Source organism: Microbacterium sp. oral taxon 186 str. F0373 (assembly GCF_000411455.1).
Taxonomy (GTDB): domain Bacteria; phylum Actinomycetota; class Actinomycetes; order Actinomycetales; family Microbacteriaceae; genus Microbacterium.
In genome coordinates this window covers 14838-39779 of record NZ_KE150458.1, presented here as the reverse complement: position 1 = coordinate 39779, position 24942 = coordinate 14838, and the positions used below count along the sequence as shown (strand labels likewise).

Annotated in this window: 22 protein-coding genes and 2 riboswitches; of the genes, 6 read left to right on the top strand and 16 right to left on the bottom strand. The window is 68.7% G+C overall.

Translation table 11 applies throughout. The annotated features are described in order from the left end of the window. Window positions 1–6: 6 nt before the first annotated feature. Window positions 7–960, top strand: a complete 954-nt coding sequence (gene dapD, locus HMPREF1529_RS10025) for a 2,3,4,5-tetrahydropyridine-2,6-dicarboxylate N-succinyltransferase (RefSeq protein ID WP_016464723.1) — start codon at window positions 7–9, stop codon at window positions 958–960. A 46-nt stretch (window positions 961–1006) separates the two neighbouring features. Then, complete coding sequence (gene ppk2, locus HMPREF1529_RS10020; protein WP_005053685.1) at window positions 1007–1792, top strand: polyphosphate kinase 2; 786 nt, start codon at window positions 1007–1009, stop codon at window positions 1790–1792. A gap of 114 nt (window positions 1793–1906) precedes the next feature. Here ppk2 and ddaH read toward each other — a convergent pair whose 3' ends face one another. From ddaH to HMPREF1529_RS09985, 7 genes are all read right to left on the bottom strand, one after another. Next, the gene (gene ddaH / locus HMPREF1529_RS10015) at window positions 1907–2668 is read right to left on the bottom strand and encodes a dimethylargininase (RefSeq protein ID WP_016464722.1); all 762 of its coding nucleotides are present in this window, start codon (window positions 2666–2668) and stop codon (window positions 1907–1909) included. 62 nt (window positions 2669–2730) lie between these two features. Further along, complete coding sequence (locus tag HMPREF1529_RS10010; RefSeq protein WP_005053689.1) at window positions 2731–4026, bottom strand: citrate synthase; 1296 nt, start codon at window positions 4024–4026, stop codon at window positions 2731–2733. 98 nt (window positions 4027–4124) lie between these two features. After that, a complete protein-coding gene (gene dapC / locus HMPREF1529_RS10005) occupies window positions 4125–5234 on the bottom strand; it encodes a succinyldiaminopimelate transaminase (protein ID WP_016464721.1) in 1110 nt (369 codons plus the stop codon). After that, complete coding sequence (gene fdxA / locus HMPREF1529_RS10000; protein WP_005053693.1) at window positions 5234–5554, bottom strand: ferredoxin; 321 nt, start codon at window positions 5552–5554, stop codon at window positions 5234–5236. Before fdxA ends, dapC begins: the two co-directional genes overlap by 1 nt. 9 nt (window positions 5555–5563) lie before the next feature. Next, the gene (locus HMPREF1529_RS09995) at window positions 5564–5980 is read right to left on the bottom strand and encodes a hypothetical protein (RefSeq protein ID WP_005053695.1); all 417 of its coding nucleotides are present in this window, start codon (window positions 5978–5980) and stop codon (window positions 5564–5566) included. Between the two features lie 9 nt (window positions 5981–5989). After that, window positions 5990–6304, bottom strand: coding sequence for an AzlD domain-containing protein (locus tag HMPREF1529_RS09990; protein ID WP_016464720.1), 315 nt, complete (start codon window positions 6302–6304; stop codon window positions 5990–5992). Further along, on the bottom strand, window positions 6301–6999 hold the full coding sequence (locus HMPREF1529_RS09985) for an AzlC family ABC transporter permease (RefSeq protein WP_005053699.1): 699 nt from the start codon (window positions 6997–6999) through the stop codon (window positions 6301–6303). Before HMPREF1529_RS09985 ends, HMPREF1529_RS09990 begins: the two co-directional genes overlap by 4 nt. Before the next feature lie 66 nt (window positions 7000–7065). Here HMPREF1529_RS09985 and HMPREF1529_RS09980 point away from each other — a divergent pair, with 66 nt between their 5' ends. Next, window positions 7066–7614, top strand: coding sequence for a helix-turn-helix domain-containing protein (locus tag HMPREF1529_RS09980; RefSeq protein ID WP_016464719.1), 549 nt, complete (start codon window positions 7066–7068; stop codon window positions 7612–7614). Between the two features lie 120 nt (window positions 7615–7734). Here HMPREF1529_RS09980 and typA read toward each other — a convergent pair whose 3' ends face one another. After that, window positions 7735–9645: a translational GTPase TypA gene (typA, locus tag HMPREF1529_RS09975; protein WP_005053703.1), complete on the bottom strand. Its 1911-nt coding sequence runs from the start codon at window positions 9643–9645 to the stop codon at window positions 7735–7737. Between the two features lie 99 nt (window positions 9646–9744). Continuing rightward, window positions 9745–11487, bottom strand: a complete 1743-nt coding sequence (locus HMPREF1529_RS09970; protein ID WP_016464718.1) for an ABC transporter ATP-binding protein — start codon at window positions 11485–11487, stop codon at window positions 9745–9747. Between the two features lie 62 nt (window positions 11488–11549). Between HMPREF1529_RS09970 and HMPREF1529_RS09965 the strand changes: the two genes are divergently transcribed. Next, window positions 11550–12158: a PH domain-containing protein gene (locus HMPREF1529_RS09965; protein WP_016464717.1), complete on the top strand. Its 609-nt coding sequence runs from the start codon at window positions 11550–11552 to the stop codon at window positions 12156–12158. Between the two features lie 12 nt (window positions 12159–12170). Here HMPREF1529_RS09965 and HMPREF1529_RS09960 read toward each other — a convergent pair whose 3' ends face one another. The 3 genes from HMPREF1529_RS09960 to HMPREF1529_RS09950 form a co-directional block, all read right to left on the bottom strand. Continuing rightward, window positions 12171–13229 (bottom strand): ABC transporter permease, encoded by a 1059-nt coding sequence (locus tag HMPREF1529_RS09960; RefSeq protein ID WP_016464716.1) that lies wholly within the window; start codon window positions 13227–13229, stop codon window positions 12171–12173. Beyond that, a complete protein-coding gene (locus HMPREF1529_RS09955) occupies window positions 13229–14734 on the bottom strand; it encodes an ABC transporter permease (RefSeq protein ID WP_016464715.1) in 1506 nt (501 codons plus the stop codon). Before HMPREF1529_RS09955 ends, HMPREF1529_RS09960 begins: the two co-directional genes overlap by 1 nt. 157 nt (window positions 14735–14891) lie before the next feature. Then, window positions 14892–16679: an ABC transporter family substrate-binding protein gene (locus tag HMPREF1529_RS09950; protein WP_016464714.1), complete on the bottom strand. Its 1788-nt coding sequence runs from the start codon at window positions 16677–16679 to the stop codon at window positions 14892–14894. Window positions 16680–16834: 155 nt separating this feature from the next. Between HMPREF1529_RS09950 and HMPREF1529_RS09945 the strand changes: the two genes are divergently transcribed. Together HMPREF1529_RS09945 and HMPREF1529_RS09940 are read left to right on the top strand one after the other, a co-directional pair. Then, entirely contained in the window at window positions 16835–17623 is a 789-nt protein-coding gene (locus HMPREF1529_RS09945; protein ID WP_036283253.1) for a CPBP family intramembrane glutamic endopeptidase, read from the top strand. Window positions 17624–17860: 237 nt separating this feature from the next. Then, complete coding sequence (locus tag HMPREF1529_RS09940; RefSeq protein WP_232212108.1) at window positions 17861–18841, top strand: hypothetical protein; 981 nt, start codon at window positions 17861–17863, stop codon at window positions 18839–18841. A gap of 160 nt (window positions 18842–19001) precedes the next feature. Here the strand turns inward: HMPREF1529_RS09940 and gcvP are convergent, their stop codons facing one another. The 4 genes from gcvP to HMPREF1529_RS09920 all read right to left on the bottom strand — a co-directional run bounded on the left by gcvP (window position 19002) and on the right by HMPREF1529_RS09920 (window position 24866). Further along, window positions 19002–21815, bottom strand: coding sequence for an aminomethyl-transferring glycine dehydrogenase (gene gcvP, locus HMPREF1529_RS09935; RefSeq protein ID WP_232212140.1), 2814 nt, complete (start codon window positions 21813–21815; stop codon window positions 19002–19004). A 56-nt stretch (window positions 21816–21871) separates the two neighbouring features. Continuing rightward, a complete protein-coding gene (gene gcvH / locus HMPREF1529_RS09930; RefSeq protein ID WP_005053723.1) occupies window positions 21872–22255 on the bottom strand; it encodes a glycine cleavage system protein GcvH in 384 nt (127 codons plus the stop codon). Then, window positions 22252–23361 (bottom strand): glycine cleavage system aminomethyltransferase GcvT, encoded by a 1110-nt coding sequence (gene gcvT, locus HMPREF1529_RS09925; RefSeq protein ID WP_016464710.1) that lies wholly within the window; start codon window positions 23359–23361, stop codon window positions 22252–22254. Before gcvT ends, gcvH begins: the two co-directional genes overlap by 4 nt. 53 nt (window positions 23362–23414) lie before the next feature. Continuing rightward, window positions 23415–23516, bottom strand: a riboswitch (glycine riboswitch). A gap of 1 nt (window position 23517) precedes the next feature. Continuing rightward, window positions 23518–23624, bottom strand: a riboswitch (glycine riboswitch). Between the two features lie 57 nt (window positions 23625–23681). Next, window positions 23682–24866: a MarP family serine protease gene (locus tag HMPREF1529_RS09920; RefSeq protein WP_016464709.1), complete on the bottom strand. Its 1185-nt coding sequence runs from the start codon at window positions 24864–24866 to the stop codon at window positions 23682–23684. Window positions 24867–24942 lie beyond the last annotated feature (76 nt).

Here is a 24942-nt window from a genome sequence, read left to right as displayed (position 1 = left end):
GAGGGCATGAGCGAACAGCGGACGGTATGGGGCATCGGCCTCGCGACGACGAGCGAGAACGGCACGATCCTGGACACCTGGTTCCCGGAGGTCCACACCGGCACCGGCGACGACGCCGACACGGCGTCCGCCACGGCGGCATGGGCCGAGTATGCGGGACCCGACGCGCGTCGCGCGGCGCGTGTCGAGATCGTCACGGTCTCGATCGACCTCGACGCCGCACCGGCGTCCACTCCCGACGCCTATCTCCGTCTGCACGCGCTGTCGCACCGCGTCGTCCGCCCCAACGACGTGAACCTCGACGGCATCTTCGCGCACCTTCCCATCGTCGCGTGGACCACGGCGGGCGCGATGCACCCCGACGACGCCGAACGCCTCCGCCCGGCACTGCAGCGCGCCGGCATCCAGGTGCACAGCCTCGACAAGTTTCCCCGCCTGCTCGATTTCGTGACCCCTCCGGGCGTGCGCATCGCCGACGCCTCGCGGGTGCGGCTGGGCGCCTACCTGTCCCCCGGCACGACGGTCATGCACGAGGGCTTCGTGAACTTCAACGCCGGCACGCTGGGCTCCTCGATGGTCGAAGGGCGCATCTCCCAGGGCGTCGTCGTCGGCGACGGCTCGGACATCGGCGGCGGCGCGTCGATCATGGGCACGCTGTCGGGCGGCGGCACGCACCGCGTATCGATCGGCGCCCGCACGCTCCTCGGCGCGAACGCGGGCATCGGCATCTCGCTCGGCGACGACTGCATCGTCGAGGCCGGACTCTATGTCACCGCCGGATCCAAGATCGTGCTCCCCAACGAACCCCCGCTGCACGATGGATCGCGCCCGATCGTCAAGGGCGCTCAGCTGTCGGGCCAGAACAGCCTGCTCTTCCGCCGCAACTCGCTCACGGGTGCGGTCGAGGCCGTCCGCCGCGAGGGCGTCGGCGTGACGCTGAACGAGGCTCTGCACGCCTGAGGACGCCGGCGGCGGGGACGGATAGCATCTGGTCATGAGCGACCGGATGCCGAAGGCGACGTATGAACGCGAACTGAAACGACTGCAGGCGCAGCTGGTCGACATGCAGGCGTGGGTGCAGAGCACCGGAGCACGCATCGTGGTGATCTTCGAAGGACGCGACGCCGCCGGCAAAGGATCGACGATCAGCCGGGTCTCGCAGTACCTCAATCCTCGGGTCACGCGCGTCGTGGCGCTTCCGACGCCGACCGAGCGTGAGAAGAGCGAGTGGTACTTTCAGCGCTACATCGCCCACCTCCCCGCGGCCGGCGAGATCGTGCTGATGGACCGGTCCTGGTACAACCGCGCCGGTGTCGAGCACGTGATGGGGTACTGCACGAACGCGGAGTACCACCGGTTTCTGCACCAGGTGCCGATCTTCGAGCGGATGCTTGTGGAAGACGGCATCCTGCTGAAGAAGTACTGGTTCAGCGTCTCGGACGTCGAACAGGAGAAGCGATTCCGCTCCCGCAACGACGACCCGATGAGACGCTGGAAGCTCTCCCCCAACGATGTCCTGTCGATCACCAAGTGGGAGGACTATTCGCGCGCGAAGGACACCATGTTCGTGCACACCGACATCCCGGAGTCGCCGTGGTTCGAGGTCGACAACGAGGACAAGCGTCGCGGCCGCATCAACATGATCCATCACCTGCTGTCGCAGATCCCCTACGAGGAGGTCGAGCGCGCGCCGATCGCGATCCCGGCTCGCCCGGCATCCGGCGGATACGAACGCCCTCCGCGCGAGCTGCAGAACTACGTCCCCGATTACGCCGCGACGCTCATCGGCTGATCACGCGCACAGAATCGGAGATCGGCGACAGAATCGGATGCCGCGCCCCGCGCGATCCGATTCTGTTGCGCAGATCCGAAGCCACTGCGACGGCCCGAGAGCCGGACGCGCCGCTCAGTCGCGGATACGCACCGACAGGCACGTGACGCAGCCCTCGAGCTTCTCGAACTCGGTGATGGGTGTCGCAACGACCAGCAGTCCACGCGCCTCGTAGCGGGCCGCGGTCTCGGGAGCATCGGAGGACATCAGCACCTCGTCGGGGCCGAGGACGACGACAGCCGTACCGTGCTCCTCGGGCACGGCTTCGAACGTCGCGAAGGCGGCCGGGTCGTCGACGAGGGGCTCGAAGCCGACCACGGTCCCGTCGGGCAGCGCGGTCACGCCGCTCTTGAGGTGGAGGACCCGTTCGACGGGAACGGCGACGATCTGCCATCCCCGCGGCGCCAGCAGCGCGGTCAGCTGCGCGATGCCGTCGGCGTTGGTGCGCGAAGATGCACCGACGTACACGGTCGAGCCGATCTTCAGGACGTCACCGCCGTCGAGGGTGCCGGGCGCGACGATCTCCGCCGTCTCCAGTCCGGTGGCGGCCACGGCATCGCGCACCGTGGGGGCCTCGCCGCGCCGCGACTCGGCGCCGGCGCGGCAGAGGACGATGAGATCACCGAAGACGACGACGGCATCCTCGACGAACACCCCGTCGGGCTGCTCATCGGCCGGGTCGATCTCGATGACTTCCCATCCGCGCGAGCGGAAGACGTCGACGTACGCCTCCCATTGGCGCTGCGCCAACGCGGGGTCGACCGAGGTCCGCCCGATATGCGTCACCTCGCCGTCGGCGAGGCGCGGAGACGGACGACGAACGAGCAGACGCGACATGGCTCGACCCTAGCGGATCGCCCGGTGCACGCTTCGCACGTGGCGCGCGGATGCCGCGTCGGTCAGACAGCCCCGGGATAGTTGCGTTCGCCCGCGCCCACGTAGAGCTGCTGGGGACGCCCGATCTTCGTCTGCGGGTCGTACTGCATCTCACGCCAGTGGGCCAGCCAGCCGGGCAGGCGACCAATCGCGAACAGCGGCGTGAACATGCGCGTGGGAAAGCCCATCGCCTTGTAGATGACCCCCGTGTAGAAGTCGACATTGGGGTAGAGGCGACGCTCCTTGAAGTAGTCGTCCTCGAGGGCGACCTGCTCCAGCTCCTGGGCGAGATCCAGCAGCGGATCGTGAACGCCCAGCTCGGCGAGGATCTCGTCGGCGGACTCCTTGACGAGCTTCGCGCGCGGGTCGTAGTTCTTGTAGACGCGGTGACCGAAGCCCATCAGCTTGACCCCGTCCTCCTTGTTCTTCACGCGCTCGACGAAGCGCTGGACGCTTTCGCCGGAGTCCTGAATGCGCGCGAGCATGTCGAGCACGGCTTCGTTCGCGCCACCGTGCAACGGGCCGTAGAGAGCGTTGATGCCCGCGGAGATCGAGGAGAACTGGTTGGCGCCGGTCGATCCGACCAAACGCACCGTCGAGGTCGACGCGTTCTGCTCGTGGTCCTCGTGCAGGATCAGCAGACGCTCGAGCGCCCGGGAGGTCACCGGGTTCACCTGGTACGTCTCCGCGAGGTTGCCGAAGTTCAGCCGCAGGAAGTTGTCGACGAAGCTCAGTGAGTTGTCCGGGTAGAGGAACGCCTGACCGATGCTCTTCTTGTGGGCGTACGCCGCGATGACCGGCAGCTTCGCCAGCAAGCGGATGGTGTTGAGCTCGACGTGCTCGGGATTGTTGGGGTCGGACTGGCCCTCGTAGTAGGTGGACAGCGCCGCCGTCGCCGCCGATAGCACCGACATCGGGTGGGCGGTGTGCGGGAGGGAGGAGAAGAAGCGCTTGAGGTCCTCGTGCAGCAGCGTGTGGTGACGGATCTTGTCGTCCCACTCCCCCAGCTCATCCGCCGTCGGAAGCTCGCCGTACAGCAGCAGCCAGGCGACCTCGAGGTACGTGCTGTTCTTCGCGAGCTGCTCGATCGGGTAGCCGCGATATCGCAGGATGCCCTGGTCGCCGTCGATGAACGTGATCGCCGACTTGGTGGCCGCCGTGTTCACGAAGCCATAGTCCAAGCTCGTGTAGCCGGTCTGCTTCGTGAAGGTCGAGAAGTCGACACTGGGTGCGCCGGCGGTGCCGGAGAGAATCGGCAGTTCGGCGGTGCGGTCACCGACGGTGACGGTGGCCTTCTGGGGGTGTCCCGCGTCGCTCACGAAGCCTCCTTGCGGTGGGTGGGGTCTTTTACAGCCTACTGGGCGCGCGCTCCAACGCAGATCGCACGCAAAGGAACAGCCAGTTCGTAGGAGGAAACCTACGACGTCGGCGCCAGCCGTTGCGCCGCTGCCCGGATCCGCTCGTCGGTCGCCGTCAGCGAGAAGCGGACGTGCTCGGGGAAATGTGCGCCGTAGAAGTGGCCCGGCCCGGCCAGGATGCCGAGATCGGCGAGGCGGTCCATGGTCTTCCATGCGTCGACGCCCTCGGTGGCCCAGAGATACAGGCCGCCCTCGGAATGATCGATGCGGAATCCCGCCGCCACGAGAGCCGGGCGGAGCACTTCCCGACGCGCGCGATAGCGCTCGCGCTGCGCGGCCACGTGGGTGTCGTCGGCCAGCGCAGCCGTCATCGCGCTCTGAACGGGCCCGGGGAGCATGAGACCGAGGTGTTTGCGTGCTGTCAGCAGCCGCGACACGAGGTCGGCGTCGCCGGCGAGGAAGGCGGCACGGTATCCGGCGAGATTGGACTGCTTGCTGAGCGAGTACACCGACAGCACGTCGCGTCGGTCTTGTCCGACGACGCGCGGATCGAGGATGCTGGGGATCGGAGCGTCTGCCCAGGGCCCGTCCCACCCGAGCTCCGCGTAGCACTCGTCACTGACGATGACGGCGCCCAGATCCCGCGCACGCGTGACGGCGGCACGCAACTCGTCGACGCCGAGCACACGTCCGTCCGGATTTCCGGGGGTGTTGAGCCACACCAGGCGCGTGCCCGCGGGCCACTGTGCGGGATCGTCGGCGGCGAGGGGCGTCGCCCCCACCAGCTTCGCCCCGACCTCGTAGGTGGGGTACGCGGCGCGGGGGTGGACGACGATGTCGCCGGGGCCGAGGTCCATCAGCAACGGCAGAAGCGCGACGAGTTCCTTCGAGCCGACCGTCGGGAGGACCTCGTCGACGCTGAGGCCAGGCACGGCGCGCCGCCGGCCATACCAGGCCGTGATGGCGGAGCGCAGGGCCGCGGTGCCGACGGTCTGCGGATAGGCGTGGGCGTCCGTGGCATCACGCAACGCCGCCGCGACGACCTCCGGCGTGGGGTCGACGGGAGAACCGATGGAAAGATCCACGATGCCGCCCGGGTGCACGCGCGCCCGCGCGGCGAAGGGAGCGACGGCATCCCAGGGGTAATCGTCGAGGTCGCGGACGGCCATCAGTGCGTCTGCGGCGGGAGGGCCGAGATGACCGGGTGATCCTTGGCGATCACACCGACTTTGGCGGCACCGCCGGGCGAGCCGATGTCGTCGAAGAACTCGACGTTGGCCGTGTAGTAGTCCTGCCACTCGGCCGGCAGGTCGTCTTCGTAGTAGATCGCCTCGACGGGGCACACCGGCTCACACGCGCCGCAGTCCACGCACTCGTCCGGGTGGATGTAGAGCGAGCGCTCGCCCTCGTAGATGCAGTCGACGGGGCATTCGTCGATGCAGGCACGATCCTTCACATCCACGCAGGGCAACGCGATCACATATGTCACGTGTCGAGTCTAGTTCGTGCTCGCACCGTGGTCGTGAAGAGCCGGCCCCGACGGGGTCGTTGCGCGGGGGGACAGGCGCGGCCAGGCCACGACGACGGCCACCATCACGGGCACGGCCACGGTCCAGATCACTCCCGTGGAGAGTTCGCCGTCGGCGGGCGCCGGAACCACGACCGATCCGCCCGGGCCGCGCCCGGACAGCACGAGCGTCGTCAGCATGACGCCCAGACCAGTTGCCAATGCCGCCCAGCGGTCACCGGTCAGCACCCGGACCGCCAGCAGCAGTGCGCCGGTGCCGATCACGGCGACGATGAGCCCCAGAGGCACCGGGCCCCACAGCGCGGACTGACCGATGGTCCCGGCGGCCCCGTAGAAGAGGCCGATCACCGCGGCGACGGCCCAGCTCCCGATCCGTGCGATTCTCACGCCGCGATTCTACGTGGCCCACCCCAGCGCCCGGAGCACCGCAGCCACGAGCGCCGCCGCGATGACGACGATCAGGAAGGGGGCGCGCAGCATGAGCAGCCCCGCGGCGACGACGATCGCCGGCACCCGCGCATCAGCGACGATCTGCGGGCCGGCCCCCAGGGTCTGCACGGCGACGAGCGCAGCCAGCAGCGCCACCGTCAGCAGGTCGATCGAACGCTCGGCGCGGGCCGAGCCGAACCATCGCGCAGGAATCGCGTACCCCAACACCTTCAGCGCCAGGCAGGCGAAGGATGCCGCGAGCACTGCCGTCCACGTCGTCATGATGCGCGACCCGCGAACGCATTGGTCCAGCCGACGGCGATGGCGACCACGGCGGCGACCAGCACGGGAAGGCCGGGCATGAGCACGGGTGTGAGCGCGGTGGCCACAACCGCTGCGGCGACGCCGACCGCGACCGCTTGGCGGCGACGCAGACGTGGCCACAGCAGCGCCAGGAAGGCCGCAGCCGCAGCCGCGTCCAGCCCGTAGGTGCGAGGATCACCGAGGACGTCGCCGAGCAGCGCACCGCCGAGTGTCGAGATGTTCCACCCGACGTAGATGCCGACGCCCGTGATCCAGAAGCCCGTTCGGCGCGCCGCGGGGTCTCCGTGAGCCAGAGCGACCGCCGTGGACTCGTCGATCGTGACCTGGGGCGCCACGAGGCGGCGCCAGCCGTGCCCGACCACCGGGGCCATGCGCAGTCCATAGGCGACGTTGCGCACGCCGAGCAGCGCGGCCGAAGCGATCGCCGCGGGCGCGGCGGCGAGCCCTCCCGCGCCGAGAACGCCCGCGAACGCGAACTGCGATCCCCCGGTGAACATCAGCAGGCTCAGCACGCACGTCTGCCACACGTCAAGACCGGAGGCGACGGCCAGAGCGCCGAACGAGACACCGTAGGCGCTCGTCGCGACGGCGACGCCCACAGCCTCGCGCCGCGCGCGACGCACCGCGTCAGCGGGCTCAGCGGCGGCATCCATGCTCACCATCCTCCCGACCGTCCACCTGTTCGTCAAACCGAACGAACGTTTGTCATACTGAACGCCATGGACGAACTGGGACGACGCATTTCCCGCGTGCTGCGCCGTGAGCGTGAACGCGCCGGACTCACCGCCGCTGAGCTCGCGCGGCGGGCGGGCGTGAGCAAGGCGACGGTGTCACAGCTCGAGTCGGGCACGGCCAATCCCAGCGTCGAAACGCTGTGGGCCGTTGCGACGGCGCTCGGCGTGCCGTTCTCCGTCTTCGTCGACGAGCCCGACGACACGCCAACGCTGATCCGCAGCGGAGCTGCCGACGGCATCCGTGCGGCCGATGCGACCTACGAGGCGGTGCTCCTCGCCGCCGGAGCTCCGCACGCACGCAGCGACCTCTACATCCTGCGCGTCGAGCCGGATGAGCCCCGATCCTCGCTGCCGCACACGGTGGGCACGGTCGAGCACGTCGTACTGATCAGTGGGTCGGCGCTGGTGGGGCCCGCCGATGCGCCGATCGAGCTGGCGCCGGGCGACTACCTGCGGTACCGCGGGGACGCGCCGCACGTCTTCGCCGCGCTCAGCGCCGGCACTCGCGCCGTCCTCGTCTCCGAGGTGCGCTGATCGCGCCTACCACTATCTCGAACCCGAGCCCGCAGACGACGAACCGCCACGGCCCCGCCCTGCGCGCGGATGCGGCTTGGGCTAAGCGTGGCGGCTCGACGAACCGTGGGAGCGTGTCGGTCAGTTGCCGTCCTGGCGCTTTGCCCGGGACGCCGCGCGGCCGCGCTCGGTCGCGTCGAGCACCACCTTGCGGATGCGCACCTTCTCGGGCGTGACCTCGACGCATTCGTCGTCGCGGGCGAACTCCAGCGACTCCTCGAGCGTGAGCACGCGCGGCGGCGTCATCGATTCGAAGGAGTCGGAGGTCGACGAACGCATGTTCGTGAGCTTCTTCTCCTTCGTGATGTTCACGTCCATGTCATCGGCGCGCGAGTTCTCGCCGATGACCATGCCCTCGTAGACCTCTTCGGTCGGCTGCACGAAGAAGCTCATGCGCTCCTGGAGCGCGATCATCGCGAACGGGGTCACGACACCCATCCGGTCGGCGACGATCGAGCCGTTCTGGCGCGTCGTGATCTGGCCCGCCCAGTCGTCGTAGCCGTGCGAGATCGCGTTGGCGATGCCGGTGCCGCGGGTGATCGTGAGGAACTCGCTGCGGAAGCCGATCAGGCCGCGCGAGGGCACCACGAACTCCATGCGCACCCAACCGGTGCCGTGGTTCGTCATGTTGTCCATGCGGCCCTTGCGCGCCGCCATGAGCTGCGTGATCGCGCCGAGGTGCTCCTCCGGGGCGTCGATCGTGAGGTGCTCGAAGGGCTCCTTCAGCTTGCCGTCCTCACCGCGCTTGGTGACGACCTGGGGCTTGCCGACGGTCAGCTCGAAGCCCTCACGGCGCATGTTCTCGACGAGGATCGCGAGAGCCAGCTCACCGCGACCCTGCACCTCCCACGCATCGGGGCGACCGATGTCGACGACCTTGAGCGAGACATTGCCGATGAGCTCGCGGTCGAGGCGATCCTTGACCATGCGCGCGGTCAGCTTGTGACCCTTGACCTTGCCCATCAGCGGCGACGTGTTCGTGCCGATCGTCATCGAGATGGCCGGGTCGTCGACGGTGATGGCCGGCAGTGGACGCACATCCTCGGGATCGGCGATCGTCTCCCCAATCGTGATGTCGGGGAAGCCGGCGATTGCCACGATGTCTCCGGGACCGGCGTCCTCGGCGGGGTAGCGCTCCAGCGCGCGGGTCTTCAGCAGCTCGGTGACCCGGGCGTTGCTGGTGGTGCCGTCGGAGCGCACCCAGGCGACGGTCTGACCCTTCTTCAGCGTCCCGTTGAACACGCGCAGGAGCGCGAGACGTCCCAGGAAGGGGCTCGAGTCGAGGTTGGTGACCCACGCCTGCAAGGGCGCGTCGTCGTCGTAGGCCGGAGCCGGGACGTGCTCGAGGATGGCCTCGAACAGCGGCTCGAGGTCGTCGTTGTCCGGCAGCTCGCCGTTCGCGGGCCGGTTGCGCGAGGCGGCGCCGGCACGACCGGACGCGTACACGACCGGGACGTCCAGCAGCGCATCGATGTCGAGGTCGGGCACGTCGTCAACGAGGTCGCCAGCGAGCCCCAGCAGCAGGTCGTGGGCCTCCTCCTCGACCTCCGCGATGCGCGCGTCGGGGCGGTCGGTCTTGTTGACCAGCAGGATGACCGGAAGCTTCGCCTCGAGCGCCTTGCGGAGCACGAAGCGCGTCTGCGGCAGGGGGCCCTCCGAGGCATCCACCAGCAGGACGACGCCGTCGACCATCGAAAGCCCGCGCTCGACCTCGCCGCCGAAGTCGGCGTGACCGGGGGTGTCGATGACGTTGATCGTGACCGGCACCTCGGTGTGCAGGCCGTTGTAGGTGATCGCCGTGTTCTTCGCGAGGATCGTGATGCCCTTCTCGCGCTCAAGATCGTTCGAGTCCATCGCCCGCTCCTCCATGTGCTCGTGGGAGCCGAAGGAGCCGGTCTGACGGAGCATCGCGTCCACGAGCGTGGTCTTGCCGTGGTCGACGTGCGCGACGATCGCGACGTTACGGAGATCCGGACGGAGGGCGTGCGCCATGAAATGACCTAACGAGAAAGGGAGACGCTCCGAGCAGAGCGCCTCCCATTCTACAAGCCGGATGCCGCGGCGTCCTCCTCCGCGCTCCGCGCACCTCTCTCAGGCGTGCGCGGCGGCATCCCCCGGCGTCTCATCGGCGTCCACGCCGGCGGCGAGATCGGCCAGACGCTTGTCGCGACGCTCACGCTGGATGTCAGGATCGGGCACCGGCACCGCCGCCAGCAGGCGCTTGGTGTAGGCCTGTTGCGGGCGACGCATGATCTGATCGCGACTGCCGACCTCGACGAGGGCCCCGTGGCGCATGACCGCGATCCGATCGGCGAGTTCGTCGATGACCGCGAGGTCGTGGCTGATGAACAGGCACGCGAACCCGCGCTCGCGCTGCAGGTCCTTCAGAAGCTCCAGCACCGTCGCCTGCACGGAGACGTCGAGCGCGCTCGTGGGCTCATCGGCGACGAGCACCTTCGGGTTCAGCGCGAGCGCGCGGGCGATGCCGACCCGCTGCTTCTGCCCGCCCGACAGCTCGTGCGGGTAACGCGACGCATACTCGCGCGGCAGACGCACCGAGTCCAGCAGCGCCCGCACGCGCTTGTCGAGGGGCGCGCCCTTGATCTTCTCCGACAGCTTGATCGGCTCGGCGATCGAGTCGCCGATGGTCATGCGCGGGTTCAACGAGCTGGACGGGTCCTGGAACACGATGCCGACCTCATGGTGGAGGGCGTGCAGCTGCTCGCGGTTCGCGTGGGAGATGTCCATGCCCGCCACGGTCAGCCCGCCGGAGTGGATCGGCAGCAGACCGATCGTGGCACGTCCGATCGTCGTCTTGCCCGAGCCGGACTCGCCCACGAGACCCAGCACCTCGCCCTGGTAGATCTTCAGGTCGATGTGGTCGGCGGCGCGGAACGCCGGCACGCGGCCGCGCTTCGGGTACTCGATCGCGACGTCGTCGAACGAGACCACGACGGGAGTCGACGGCGTCGCCGCATCGGGCGCCTGCAGGTCCTCCGTCGTGATCCGCGGCACGGCCGACAGCAGCGCCTTCGTGTAGGGATGCTGCGGGTCGGCGAACACGCCCGCGACGGTGCCGGTCTCGACGATGTCGCCCTGGCGCATCACGACGATGCGATCGGCCATGTCTGCAACGACGCCCATGTCGTGGGTGATCAGCAGAATTGCTGAGCCCAGCCGGTCCTGCAGCTTGCGCATGAGCTCGAGGATCTCGGCCTGAACGGTCACGTCCAGCGCGGTGGTCGGCTCGTCCGCGACGAGCAGCAGAGGGTCACACGACAGCGACTGCGCGATCATCGCACGCTGGCGCTGACCACCGGACAGCTGGTGCGGGTAGGAGTCGAACGCCTTCTGCGGGTCGGGAAGCTCGACCAGTGTCAGCAGCTCGACGGCCCGGGCCTTGGCCTCCGCCGGCGAGACGCCGAAGTGCTGGCGCAGCGTCTCCACGATCTGGAACCCCACGGTGAGCACGGGGTTCAGCGCCGTCATCGGCTCCTGGAAGATCATCGAGATCTGGTTGCCGCGGATCTCCTGCATCTCGCGCGGCTTCATCCCGATGAGCTCGCGGCCCGCCAGCTTCGCGCTACCGCTCACCCGCGAGTTCTTGGGGAGCAGGCCCAGCAGCGACATCGACGAGACACTCTTGCCCGACCCGGACTCACCCACGATGGCGAGCACCTCGCCCGCGGCGATCGAATACGAGACGTGCCGGGCGGCGGGCACCCAGTAGCCGTCGACGCCGAAGTCGACGTTGAGGTCGGTGACCTCGAGCACCGGACCACTGTCCGGCTGGTGCGCCTCGGTCGTGGGCAGCATGCCGCGGGAGGTTCTCATCGGCGGTTTCCTTCTGTTGTGCGTGCGAACGGACTCGTGGTCCGGAATGCGACGATGGGGTAATGACAGATGACGTGGGCCTGTACCGATCGACCACGAACACCGTGATCGCGATCGGCGCGTGGGTGGCCGTGGCGGTCGGCGCGACGCTGGTGGTTCTGCTCGGCGAGGCCCGGTCGACGCACCAGCTGTGGGCTCTGCTGCCGCTGGCGCTGATCGCACTGCTGGTGGGCGAGCTGTTCTGGCGTCCGCGAATCGTCTGGGACGAGCAAGCCATCACGCTCGTGAACCCCTATGCGACCACGACCGTCCCGTGGACGATGGTCGTGGACATCGACACCCGCTTCGCGCTGACCGTGGTGACGCCCTCGCGCCGGTACCGATCGTCCGCGGCTCCCGCGGCGGGCGCACTCACCATGCCGCGCGGGGGGCGCGACAGCCTCGGACCCGACCAGAAGGGTGGGATCCTGCGGAAGTCCGACGCGCTCGGCACCGATTCCGGTGACGCGGCGTACATCATCCGCGGCGTATGGCACCAGCTCGTGGAGAGCGAACGCATCCCGCTCGGCCGTGCCGGCAGCGACCGTGCACGCGTCCGCGTGCACGTCGCCGCCCTGGCGCTGAGCCTGCTGCTGGCCGCGGCGACCTTTCCGGCGCTGCTGAACCTCTGACAGCATCCGGTCTTACTCCGGATCCTGCAGAGTCGGTGTGCCGGTGCGCGGGTTCTGCGCCGCGGCATCCATCAGCGTCGTCGGAGCCGCGACATCGGGCTCCACGCCGTCGGCACGCTCCTTGGTGCGCCGACGCGAGAACCGGCGACTGCGCGGGTCGAACGCCTCGCGAAGGGCATCGCCGAAGATGTTCGCCGAGAGCGCCAGCGTGACGATGAACAGCGCAGGCCACCAGAACAGCCACGGGCGCACCGTGAACGCCGACTGGTTGACACCGATGAGCAGACCCAGCGACACGTCAGGAGAGCGGATGCCGTAGCCGAGCAGCGAGATCGCAGCCTCGAGCAGGATGGCGCCGGCGGCCAGAAGCGATCCCGACACGATGATGACACCGGTCGCGTTCGGCAGGATGTGCCGGAAGATGATGCGGGCATCCGAGGCACCGGCCACGCGTGCCGCCTCCACGAACTCGCGTTCGCGCAGCGAGAGGAACTCACCGCGGACGAGACGCGCGATCACCATCCAGCTGAAGAAACCGAGCATCGAGCCCAGAACCCACACCCCGACCGCGCCGGCCCAGTTACCGACGACAGCGGCGATGACGATGGCGGGGATCACGATGAACACGTCGGTCAGACGCATGAGCACGGCGTCGACCCATCCGCGGAAGTAACCTGCGATCGCGCCGACGGTGACGCCGACGATCAGCGCGATGCCGGTGATCAGCACCATCGCGACGAACGAGTTCTGGATGCCGCGCATGGTCATCGCGAAGTAGTCGCGCCCGATGCGGTCCTGACCGAAGGGGTGATCGCCGAGGGAGAACGGGAACAGACTCAGGGTCGGCTCTCCGCCGTTCACGCTGTTCGACAGGTCGTACCAGTTGTACTTCCACCAACCGGGGATCGGGCCGAGTCCGACCGCACTGGTGGCGAAAGCAACGACTGCCAGAAGGACGATGGCCGCGATCAGGCCGACCTTCTGCGAGAGGAAACGGCGCCAGATGATCCGGCTCTGGCTGATCGAGCGCTCTTCGACGTCGCCGGGGGTTTCGGAGATGGTGCTGGACATCAGCGGACCCTCACTCTCGGGTCGAGTGCCGCGTACGCGAGATCGGCAAGGAAGTTGAACAGAATGGCCATGAAGGCGATGACGATGAAGTAGCCCATCACCGGGTACAGGTCACCGGGACCGAGCGAGCGCTGGAAGAGGGCACCCATGCCGGGGATCGCGAAGATGAACTCCGTGATGATCGCTCCACCCAGCAGGCCACCGAGGTCGGTCGCGACGAGCGTCGTGATCGGGATGAGGACGTTGCGGAAGGCGTGGCGCACGACGACGACGCGCTCGGGCATGCCCTTGGCGCGGGCGGTGCGGACGTAGTCCTGGCTGAGCACCTCGATCATGCCGGCGCGGGCGTAGCGCGTGTACCCCGCGAAGGAGATCGTCAGCAGCGAGATCGTCGGAAGCAGCAGGTGGAAGAAGACGTCCAGACCGACGCGCCACATGTTGTCGGGAGCGTATCCCGGCGTCGAGGAGCCGACCGTGGCGATCGGGCGTCCGTTCATGTCCTCCATGTAGCCGGGGAAGGACTGCATGAACCGGTCGATGAGGATGATGACGCTGATGATGACAGCGACGAGCACGCCGATGCGCATGTTCTGCGCGCGGTCGTCGCCGCCGACGAAGAAGCCGGCCGCGAAGCCGACGGCCAGTGCCACGACGAAGAGGATGCCGATGGTGGCGAACGTCGAGACGTCGAACAGGCCCTGCAGCGCGAAGTAGCTGATGATGCCGGCGACGGCAACGATGCCGGCGGTCAGCAGCGCACGGCGCTGATGGATGCCGGCGATCAGCACGGTGACGCCCAGAGCAGCGCCGGCGCTCAGCACGATGATCCCGACGGGGCCGAACCCGGGCGTCAGGAACCAGCCGGTGACGCTCATGTAGAGCAGAAGACCCGTGGTGAGCACGAAGCTCGTCCCGCCGGAGGTGATGCGACGGCGGGCATCGCCGCCGACGACCGCCTGCACGATCAATGCCACGACGATACCGACGATCACCGCGACGACGATCGGGATCACCGGGTCTTGCAGGAAGTCGTTGAAGCCGATGGCGACGAAGTTCTTGAGGAGCGCGGCGGCGAGGAACGAGGGCAGCGAGTAGAGGAACAGGCTGAGGACGGTGAACGACACGTCGAAGCCGCTGTTCTCGCGCAAAGCCGACAGGATTCCGGTGGAGATACCGAAGAGGATGGCCAGCAGCAGTGCCGCGGTGACCATCTGGACCGTCGACACCATGGCGATGGGCAACACATCGGTGACCGGCGCACCCTGGAAGGTGGTGCCGAGGTCACACGCGTTCGCGAAGGGGATGAGACACTTGGCGGCTCCCCCGACCCACATCGCCCAGCGCAGCGGCGGTGCGACGTCGAGGTTGGCGAGCTGGATACGCGCTTCGATCAGCTGCTGCTTGTTCGGATTGTTCGAGGCGCGCAGATCCTCGAGCGGGTCCGTGGATATCGCGACGAGGTTGAACATCACGAACGATGCCGCGAGAAGGATGAGGATCGACACACCGACCCTACGGAGAATGAAACCGACCAAAGGTCACTCACTTCGACGTGCGACAAAACGACGGCATCGGGTTGCGATCGTCTGTTTCATCGGTTGACAGACAGGGGCCAGGGTGGCGCCTTCGGGATCTACCGTAGACGCCACCCTGGCGTGGGTACTACTTGGTGTTGGTGCTCTGCTTGACGGACCACTCCCAGTTGTTCCAGATCGGACCGGTCTGGTTGCCCATGTACTTCACGCCGTCCAGCTTGCTGGAGACGCCGTAGATACCGGGTGCCTGGAACAGCGGCAGACCGTAGCCCTCGGTGAAGGCGGTCTTGTCGATGTTCAGCATGAGCTGGGTCAGCTTGTCCTTGTCGACGGTGGTCTGCGTGGCCACGGCGTCGTCGTTGGCAGCGGTGAAGCGGTTGTAGTTACCGCCACCGTCCGAAGCGAACAGCTGCGGGATCTGCGCCGTGCCGATGCCGGCCGAGATCCAGCCGAACAGCGATGCGTCGTAGTTGCCGCCGGCGAGGAGCGTCGACCACTTGGGGTCTCCGCCGTCGACGACCTGGAAGCCGGCCTTGGCCGCCGAGGACTGGATCGCCTGGAACTCGTCCACGCGGTTCGGGTTCTTGGTGTTGTAGAGGATCTTCACGGTCGGCGTCTTGCCGGCGAGGAGCTCCTTGGCCTTGGCGATGTTCGCGTCGAGCTTGGACGGGTCGTACTTGTCCGAGCCGTTCTGGGCGACGGTCGTCGCGTACTCCGACTGGCTCGGCAGCCACAGCTGCGAGTCGAGGACCTTGGCGTCGGGGTTGACCGGCGTGACGATCGCGTCGAGGATCTGCTGGCGCGGGACGGTCAGGAGGAAGGCCTCGCGAACCGTCGGGTCGCTGAAGACCTGGGAGCCGAAGTTCAGGTCGAGGTGGTCGTAGGAGACCTGGTCACCGGTCATGACCTGGGCGCCGGAGACGGCCTCGAGCGACTTCTTCGTGTCGGCGGATGCCTGCGGGTAGACGAGGTCGACCTCGCCGTTCTGCAGAGCGGTGACCTGCGCGGCGGCGTCGCCGATGATGCGCATGACGAGCTTGTCGATCTTCGGGGCGAGGTTGCCCTTGTAGTTCGGGTTGTGCTCGAACGTCAGCGACTGACCCGGCGTCCACGCCGAGAGCACCCACGGACCCGAGGTGACCAGGAGGTCCTTGTCGGTCGGGAACGACGTGATGTCGTAGCCCGTGTTGACGAAGTCCGCGGCCTTCTTCAGGGTGTCGTTGGGGGCGACGGGCGCCTTCGGGTCACCCTTGGGCAGGCCCTGGAGGAGCTTCGTCAGGTCGGCGGCCGTCGAGAGGCCCGCCTTCTTCGCGACGACGTGCGCAGGCTGCGCGATCGGGTTGAAGATGTCCCAGTCCACGTACGGCTGGGAGTACTTCAGCGTGATCGACGTGTTGTCGTCGCCCACCTCGGGGAAGTCGGTCGAGTTGATACCCGCCGTCGAACCCGCGATCTGGAAGTACTGCGTGCCGCCCGTGACGTTGCCGTCGGCGTCGGTGGTCGCGTCATCGTAGTGACCCGAGGCGATCGCCCACGCGAGCACCATGTCGTCAGCCGTGATCGGCTCGCCGTCGGACCACTTGAGGTCCTTCTTGAGCGTGTACTTCACGGTCAGCGGGTCGTCCGAGGTCTTCTCGTACGTGCCGAACGACTCGTCCTTGACGAGGTTGAAGCTGTTGTCCGGGTAGAAGAACCCGCCCGTGGTCAGGTAGACGTACTGACCGTTGGTGTCCAGGTTGCCCTGCGGCGTGTTGCTGTTCAGCGACGTCAGGTCGTTCACGATGGCCATCGTGACGGTGCCACCGGTCGGCGCAGCGTTGGTGGCGTTGCCGCCGCCGCTGGCCGTGCAGCCCGTCAGGGCGAGGGCGCCGGCCGCGGTGACCGCGGCAAGTGCTCCCCAGCGTGACTTCTTCAATTTTCCTCCTGGGTAAGGGATGGATGCGCAGGCGGGTGAAACACCCACGGCGCGGATACCGAAACCATAAGTTCTGATCAGCGTTGATCAAAACCGTTAGGGAAAACGTTACAGACCCTTAACTCAGTTCAGGGCGGATATGGCAATCTGACAAGGTGAGTGATTCCGGGGCCGCCGAACTGCCAAGGCTGAGGGGCACGCGCGCCCGGTTGTGGTGGGAGATCAGCATTGTGCTCGCTCTTTCGGTGGGGCGCTCGGCGGTCTCCTCGGTGCTCGCACTCGTCCAGGCGCTGACGCGCGACCAGGCCCTGGCAGACCAGTCGACCTCCCTGAACCCGGGCGCGAACGCGGCCCAGTTCTGGGACGTCCTCAACCAGTTCCTGGCCCAGTTCTTCGCGTTCGCCCCCGTCGCCCTGGCGATCTACCTGCTCTGGGAGCCCGGCCTCTCGGCGTTCCGTCGGATCGGCTTGGACTTTCGCCTCTTCGGACGGGACCTCGGTGCAGGCGCACTGCTCGTCGCCGTCATCGGCATCCCGGGGCTCGGCCTCTACGTCGCCGGGCGTGCACTGGGGATCACCGTGCAGGTCGATGCCGCGCCGCTCGACTCCTCGTGGTGGACGATTCCGCTCCTGCTGCTGGCAGCCGTGCGTGCCGGCCTGACCGAAGAGGTCATCTTCATCGGCTACCTGTTCGACCGTCTGCGGCGGCTCGGATGGGGGACGTGGACGATCATCCTGTCGACGGCGGCGCTGCGAGGCGCCTATCACGCCTATCAAGGCTGGGGACCCATTGCCGGCAACATCGCGATGGGCGTCGTGTTCGGCTGGGTCTACCAGCGTTGGGGACGCGTCATGCCCCTGGTGATCGCCCACACCCTCATCGATGTCATCGCCTTCGTGGGCTATCCCCTGGCCGCCGCCTGGTGGCCCGGCGTCTTCGCCTGACCCGGCCGACCTTCACCACCTCCCTGCATCCCCCACCCTCCCTCACCTCCTCCCCCTCCCCTGTCCGCGAGACACGCGCTGCGCACCGACGCACGCGCCGTGTACCGGTGTTTCGGTGCCCGCGCCGTGTCTCGCGGAGGCGGCGCTCACTCCTCCCCCGGTGCCGCTGCGACGCAGATGTCCACAGATGGCGGCTCGGGAGGGATGCCGCGGCGCGGCGCGCTGTGCACTGAGAACATGCCGCCGTTGAAGACCTTCGCCGATGTGCGACAGTGCCCGGTGCCGCTCATCTCGCGCGCCGCCGAACCGCATATCGACCGCGCAGTCCGCAGCGGGCATCTCGTCCGTGTCATGCGCGGGGTCTACGCGCCCGAGGCTCTATGGCGTGAGCTGAAGCCGTGGGACCGCTACCTCACGCGCGTCCATGCAGCCGCACGCTGCTATCCCGACGCGGTTTTCGTGCGGGAGTCCGCCGCGGCGCTGCGCGGTCTGCCGGTGTTCGGCGAGCCGCCGCACGTCCATGCGGTTGCGCTGGGCTCCTCCGCAACGCACGCCGTGGGCGCGATCCGACTTCACGCGGCGGAGCGTCCCCCGCAGTTCGAGAACCTCGACGGCATGCTCGTGGCGACGGGGCTCGAGATCGCCGTGGATGCCGCACGCCTGCGGCATCCCGCCGTCGCTCGCGCCGTGGCGGACGCGGCCCTTCGCGCAGACCCCCGTCTCACCACCGGGCACATGCGGGCGCTGAGCGAGACCCACCCCTCCTCGCGGGGCCGCCGTCGCGCGCGCGATGTCTTCGACCGCGCATCGGCGGTACCGGAGTCGCCGCTCGAGTCTGTCAGTGCGACCGTGATCGAAGCGCTCGGGTTCCCTCTGCCCGAGATGCAGCTTTGGGTCCGCGGTCCGGAGCCGGGAGAAGACGATCGCGTCGACTTCGCCTGGTCGCGGGAAGGGCGCCTCATCGGGGGCGAGGCCGACGGTGACATCAAGTACAGCGGGACGCTGGGTGACGCCCGCGCGGCGCTGCGTGAACGACATGCGCGCGACGCGCGGCTGATGCGACGCGGCGTTCACACGGTCCATCACTGGGCATGGGCAGATGTGGCCGAACCGAGCCGGCTCCGCGCCATCTTGCTCTCCGCGGGCGTGCAGATCCTCCGTCAGCCGAATCTGCCACTTCTCGGTTCGCTCGGCGGCGCACTGCGTGGGCTGCACTGAGCCCGCCTCCCCCGGCCACCGCCGTAGCCTCCGGCCGCCGCCTGCCCCTCCTGCCGCCGCGAGACACCGCCTGCGCACCGAGACACCGGGGTACGTACAGTGTCTCGGTGCGCAGCGCGTGTCTCGCGGTCATGACGGCGGCGCGGCGCGGCGGACGGCGTCAGGCGAAGGACTCCACGGGCGGGCAGGCGCAGACGAGGTTGCGGTCGCCGTAGGCGTTGTCGATGCGACGGACGGGCGGCCAGTACTTCGTGCGCACCAGGCTGTGCACCGGGTACACGGCCAGCTCGCGCGGGTACGGGTGCGGCCACTCCGACGCTACCGCGGCCTCGGCCGTGTGGGGCGCGTTCGCGAGCGGGTTGTCGGATGCCGGCCACTCGCCGGCCTCGACCCGGGCGGCCTCGGCCCGGATGGCGATCATGGCCTCGATGAACCGCTCGAGCTCTCCGATGTCCTCGGATTCGGTCGGCTCGACCATCAGCGTTCCCGCCACCGGGAACGACATCGTCGGCGCATGGAAGCCGTAGTCGATCAAGCGCTTCGCGACGTCGTCCACGCTCACACCGGTCGCTTCCTTCAGCGGCCGCAGATCGAGGATGCACTCGTGCGCGACGAGCCCGCCCTCCCCCGCGTACAGCACCGGGTAGTGGTCGCGCAGGCGCACGGCGATGTAGTTCGCAGCGAGCACCGCCGCCCCGGTCGCCTCCCGCAGCCCCTCGGCGCCCATCATGCGGATGTACGCCCACGAGATCGGCAGGATGGATGCCGAGCCATACGGCGCCGCCGAGATCGGCCCGCCGTCGAAGACGAATCCGCCCGCGTGCTCGGCGCGCTGCGCCAGCGGGTGCGACGGCAGGAACGGTGCGAGATGCGCCTTCGCGGCCACCGGGCCGATGCCGGGTCCGCCGCCGCCGTGCGGGATCGCGAACGTCTTGTGCAGGTTCAGGTGAGAGACGTCTCCGCCCAGGTCGCCGAACCGGGCGAAGCCGACCAGCGCGTTCATGTTGGCACCGTCGACGTACACCTGACCGCCGGCGTCGTGCACGGCGGCGGTGATGTCGACGACGTCCTGCTCGTACACGCCGTGCGTCGACGGGTAGGTGATCATCAGTGCGGCGAGCGCGTCGGCGTGCGCGTCGATCTTGGCCCGCAGGTCGGCGAGGTCGACGTTGCCGGCCTCGTCGCACGCGACGACGACGACCCGCATGCCGGCGAGCACGGCGGAGGCCGCGTTGGTGCCGTGGGCCGACGACGGGATGAGGCACACATCGCGCTGCTCGTCACCGCGGGAGTGGTGATAGCCGCGGATCGCGAGCAGTCCCGCCAGCTCGCCCTGCGAACCCGCGTTGGGCTGCAGCGACACCGCGTCGTACCCGGTGATCTCGGCCAGCCACGACTCCAGCTGCTCGATGAGCACCAGGTATCCCGCGACATCGTCGGTGGGAGCGAACGGGTGCACACGGGAGAACTCGGGCCATGACACCGCCGCCATCTCGGTCGCCGCGTTGAGCTTCATCGTGCAGGACCCCAGCGGGATCATGCCGCGATCGAGCGCATAGTCCCGGTCGGCCAGCTGCTTGAGGTAGCGCATCATGGCGGTCTCGGAGTGGTGAGCGTGGAAGACGGGATGCGTCAGGAACTCGTCGGTGCGCCGCAGCGACCCCGGCAGCGACGCGGCACCGCCGCCGGTGGCCCACCCGAAGACGCGCTGTGCGCGTCCTCCGAAGACCTGGGCCAGCGCATGGAGCTCGCTGACCGTTGTGGCCTCGTCGACCGAGATGCCGACCGTGTCGCTGTCGCGGAACCACAGCTGGAACCCGCGCTCGCGCGCCGCACCCACGACCTCACCGGCCCGGCCCGGAACCGCCACCACGAGCGTGTCGAAGAAGTCCTCGTGCAGCACCTCGTTGCCGGCCTCCACGAGCCAGTCGCGCAGCAGGTGCGCCTTGCCGGTGACCTCGTCGGCGATGCGACGCAGTCCGTGCGGACCGTGATAGACGGCGTACATCGAGGCCATGACAGCCAGCAGCACCTGCGCCGTGCAGATGTTGGAGGTCGCCTTCTCGCGACGGATGTGCTGTTCGCGCGTCTGCAGCGAGAGGCGGTAGGCCGGGCGGCCCTCGGCATCCACCGAGACGCCGACGAGGCGGCCCGGCAGCTGGCGTTCGAGTCCGGAGCGGACCGCCATGTACCCGGCGTGCGGGCCGCCGAAGCCCATCGGCACGCCGAAGCGCTGCGTCGTGCCCACGGCGATGTCGGCGCCGAGCGAGCCCGGCGAGCGCAGCAGCGTCAGCGCCAGCAGATCGGCCGCGACGACGACCAGGCCGCCCTGCTCCTGCACGGCGGCGATCACGGCGGACGGGTCCCACACGCGTCCTGAGGCTCCGGGGTACTGCACGAAGGCGCCGAACACGCCCGCCGCGTCGAGGGGCACACCATCGGCGGCAAGGTCGGCCTCGACGATCTCGATGCCGAGCGCCGCCGCACGATGAACGAGCAGGGCCTTCGTCTGGGGCAAGGCGTCGGCATCCACGAGGAACACGGGGCTCTGCGACTTCGAGGCCCGACGGGCGACGAGCATCCCCTCGACGACGGCGGTCGCCTCGTCGAGCATCGAGGCGTTGGCCGTGGCGAGACCGGTGAGGTCGGCGACCATCGTCTGGAAGTTGATGAGGGCCTCGAGCCGGCCCTGCGAAATCTCCGGCTGGTAGGGGGTGTAGGCCGTGTACCAGGAGGGGTTCTCGAAGACGTTGCGCGCGATGACGGACGGGGTGAGCGTGTCGTAGTAGCCGAGCCCGATCATGGCGCGCGCCGGGCGGTTCTGCGACGCAAGCTCACGCAGCTCGGCGAGCGCCTCGGCCTCGGTGGCGGCGAGCGGGATCGCGCTGTCGGCGACGGGCGCGGCGTGGATGGATGCCGGGACCGCCCGCTCGACGAGGGCATTCACGCTCTCGTAGCCGAGCACGTTGAGCATCTGCGCCTGAGCGGAGGCGTCCGTGCCGATGTGCCGATCGCGGAAGGGGGCCGTGTTCACTCCTCGCCGCCCGTGAGTGCGACGTAGGCGGTCCGATCCAGGAGGCCGTCGACATCGGCCGGGTCGACCTGGATCTTCACGAGCCATCCTCCCTCGAACGCGCCGCTGTTGACGAGAGACGGGTCGTCCACGACGGCGTCGTTGACGGCGACGATCTCGCCGGACAGCGGCGCGTAGAGCTCACCGACCGACTTCGTGGACTCGATCTCGCCGCACACCGTGTTCGCGGTGACGGTGGAGCCCACCGCGGGCAGGTCGACATAGACGACGTCGCCGAGCTTTTCGGCGGCGTAGTCCGTGATCCCGACGGTGGCGACGTCGCCCGCGAGGGCGACCCACTCGTGTTCTTCGGTGTACTTGAGGGCGGTCAGGTCGGTCATGCGGTCCTCCGGTAGAAAGGCAGGGCGGTCACTGTCGCGGGGATGAGAGTGCCCCGCACGTCGATGAAGAGCGAGGTGCCGGGCTCGGCGAGAGCCGGCGGGACAAAGGCCATGGCGATGGGGTGTCCGAGCGTCGGGCTCAGTGCCCCGCTCGTGATCTCACCGACCGAGGTGCCGTCGGCATCCACGACGGCGTACCCCGCGCGGCCGGCGCGACGCCCCTCGGCGACGAGACCGACGAGCACGGGCAGGTCGGTGGATGCCGTGACGACGGCCTCCTTGCCAACGAACTCGCCCTTGTCGGCGGAGACGACGCGTCCGAGCCCCGCCTGAGCGGGTCGGATCGCGGTCGACAGTTCGTGGCCGTGCAGCGGCATGCCCGCCTCCAACCGGAGCGTGTCGCGGGCGGCGAGTCCCGCGGGGACGAGCCCGAGCGGCTCCCCCGCCGCGAGCAGAGCATCCCAGAGTGCGGGGGCGAGCGCGTTCGGCACCATCAGTTCGAAGCCGTCCTCACCCGTGTACCCGGTGCGGGCGATGAAGAGCTTCTCGCCTTGGAACCGGCCCTGCGACCAGGCGTAGTAGCCGAGGTCGGCGAGGGCGGGCGCCACGTCCGTGACATCGACCGTCGCCTCCACGATCTCTCGCGCGCGCGGACCCTGCACGGCGATGAGGGACATCTGGTCGGAGATGTCCTCGACGACAGCGGAAATGTGTGCGGTCCGGGCAACGAACGCCTCCGCGACGAGCGCACGGTTGCCGGCGTTGGAGATCACCAGGAAGTCATCGTCGCCGGTGCGGTAGACGATGACGTCGTCGATCACCCCGCCCTTCTCATCCAGCAGCAGCGAGTACTTCGCCTTGCCGATCTTCATGGTCGAGATCCGTCCGGCGAGCGCATAGTCGAGGAAGGCCGCGGCTCCCGAACCCGTCACAAGAAACTCCGCCATGTGCGAGATGTCGAACAGGCCGGCGGTGGTGCGCACAGCGTGATGCTCGGCGAGATCCGAGGTGTAGCGCACCGGCATGTTCCAGCCGCCGAAGTCGGTGAACGAGGCGCCGAGGGCAGCATGGCGATCGGCGAGGGCGGTGGTGCGAAGATCTGGCATGAGTTCTCCCCGGGACATCGGGCGGGCGGATGCCGGGACCGGCAGCCGGGAACTCCCCCTCTGTCATCGGCCTGAGAGTTTCGCCGGACCCGCATGCGCGGAACCGGCTTTCACCGTCGGCGGATCCCCCACTGCGGGATCACTTTCCAGAGCGGCCGGACGCGAGCGGTACGCGGACCTGAGAGATTGGCGGGGAGGCTTGCTCCTTCGGTGCCCGGATCCTCGAAAAACACTGGATGCCGGGGCTCTCCCGCACACGTCATGCGGCCTGTCTTCAGTTGCCCTGTCAGCATAGCGCCTGGCTCGACGGGCACGAGCGACTATCGGGTGCAGCGCCCCGACGCGACGGTCGGCGAGTCGGTCGTGACCCGTTCGAGCTCCGGGCGCAGCACGTTCGTCGTGGTCGCGTAGCCACGCCCCTCGCCGTCGGCGCCGCGGGCGAAGACCACGCCGACGACGTCGCCAGCGGCATCCAGCAGCGGGCCACCGGAGTTGCCCGGCTGCACGTCCGCCTGCAAGGCGTAGATCTCCCTCGGACTCACCGACGAGTCGTAGATATCGGGCACGGGTACCGACGACACCGACAGAATCCCCGCCGACACGTTCGTGAACGGACCGCCGTGCGGGTAGCCCTGCACGGCGGCCTGCGTTCCGGCCGGGGCCGGATCGGCGACGGTGAGGGGCGTCGCCGGCAGGCCGCCGATGGAGATCACCGCGAGGTCGGTCACCGGGTCGAACAACACGATGCGCCCCTCCCCTGCGCGACCGCCGGGCAGTTCCACCACGGGCGTGTCCACCCCTGCGACGACATGAGCGTTCGTCACGACAAGTCCTGGCGCTGCCACGAAACCCGACCCGGTCATCGAGACCCCGCAGGCATAGGCCGTGCCGCTCACGCGGGCGACGGAGGCGGCGGCGTTCTGCAGTGCGGGATCGTCGAGCGTGATCGGCGGGTCGGTGGGCGTGACCACCGCACCGATCGCCGCCTCCAGCCGTGGCAGCCCGTCCGAGAGCAGAGCGCCGCGCGCCTGGGTCAGCGCGTCCTGGACCGGCGGCGGCGTGATCGCCTGGAGCGCACCGATGACGCGCGAGGAGGCGACCGCCGAGGACACGTACGGAATGCCCGCGGTCGCAAGCCCCGAGGAGACGAGCACGAGAACCAACGCGGTGGCCACCGTGGTCAGCACGCCGCCGAGGAAGCGCTCCAGTCCACGCAGCCGCGCACGGTCGACGCCGCGACGAATCGCCATCCCGATCGCGGTACCGGACGCGGTACCGACGACGACGAGCACGATCGCGGCGACGGCGAGCGCCGCGGTGCGCCAACCCCCGGAAGGGACGACCGTGGACAGCCACGGCGTCACCAGCGGCAACATCCACAGAGCCGCGGCGGCGCCGGCGATCATCCCGATGACGCTGCCGAGGCTGGCGAAGAATCCGCGCGCCAGACCCGACGCGAGGGCGAGGAGCAGCGCCACGACGGCGATGATGTCGACGATCAGCACGGGGAACCTCCGCGCACACCGTAACGCGTACGGCTCCGCGATTCCTGCACGAATGCTGCCGGTCGAGCGCGATCGG

Excerpts from the sequence above, each read along its gene's own strand:
- dapC (WP_016464721.1), bottom strand. The coding sequence starts at position 5,234 with ATGGCCGTCCGCGACCTCGACGATTACCCCTGGGATGCCGTCGCTCCC.
- ddaH (WP_016464722.1), bottom strand. The coding sequence starts at position 2,668 with ATGTCGCGTCTGCTCGTTCGTCGTCCGTCTCCGCGCCTCGCCGACGGC.
- HMPREF1529_RS09965 (WP_016464717.1), top strand. The coding sequence starts at position 11,550 with ATGACAGATGACGTGGGCCTGTACCGATCGACCACGAACACCGTGATC.
- gcvH (WP_005053723.1), bottom strand. The coding sequence starts at position 22,255 with ATGACCGACCTGACCGCCCTCAAGTACACCGAAGAACACGAGTGGGTC.
- HMPREF1529_RS09940 (WP_232212108.1), top strand. The coding sequence starts at position 17,861 with ATGCCGCCGTTGAAGACCTTCGCCGATGTGCGACAGTGCCCGGTGCCG.
- dapD (WP_016464723.1), top strand. The coding sequence starts at position 7 with ATGAGCGAACAGCGGACGGTATGGGGCATCGGCCTCGCGACGACGAGC.
- gcvT (WP_016464710.1), bottom strand. The coding sequence starts at position 23,361 with ATGCCAGATCTTCGCACCACCGCCCTCGCCGATCGCCATGCTGCCCTC.
- gcvP (WP_232212140.1), bottom strand. The coding sequence starts at position 21,815 with ATGCTCAACGTGCTCGGCTACGAGAGCGTGAATGCCCTCGTCGAGCGG.
- HMPREF1529_RS09985 (WP_005053699.1), bottom strand. The coding sequence starts at position 6,999 with ATGGATGCCGCCGCTGAGCCCGCTGACGCGGTGCGTCGCGCGCGGCGC.
- HMPREF1529_RS09980 (WP_016464719.1), top strand. The coding sequence starts at position 7,066 with ATGGACGAACTGGGACGACGCATTTCCCGCGTGCTGCGCCGTGAGCGT.
- ppk2 (WP_005053685.1), top strand. The coding sequence starts at position 1,007 with ATGCCGAAGGCGACGTATGAACGCGAACTGAAACGACTGCAGGCGCAG.
- HMPREF1529_RS09970 (WP_016464718.1), bottom strand. The coding sequence starts at position 11,487 with ATGAGAACCTCCCGCGGCATGCTGCCCACGACCGAGGCGCACCAGCCG.
- HMPREF1529_RS09960 (WP_016464716.1), bottom strand. The coding sequence starts at position 13,229 with ATGTCCAGCACCATCTCCGAAACCCCCGGCGACGTCGAAGAGCGCTCG.
- HMPREF1529_RS09990 (WP_016464720.1), bottom strand. The coding sequence starts at position 6,304 with ATGACGACGTGGACGGCAGTGCTCGCGGCATCCTTCGCCTGCCTGGCG.
- typA (WP_005053703.1), bottom strand. The coding sequence starts at position 9,645 with ATGGCGCACGCCCTCCGTCCGGATCTCCGTAACGTCGCGATCGTCGCG.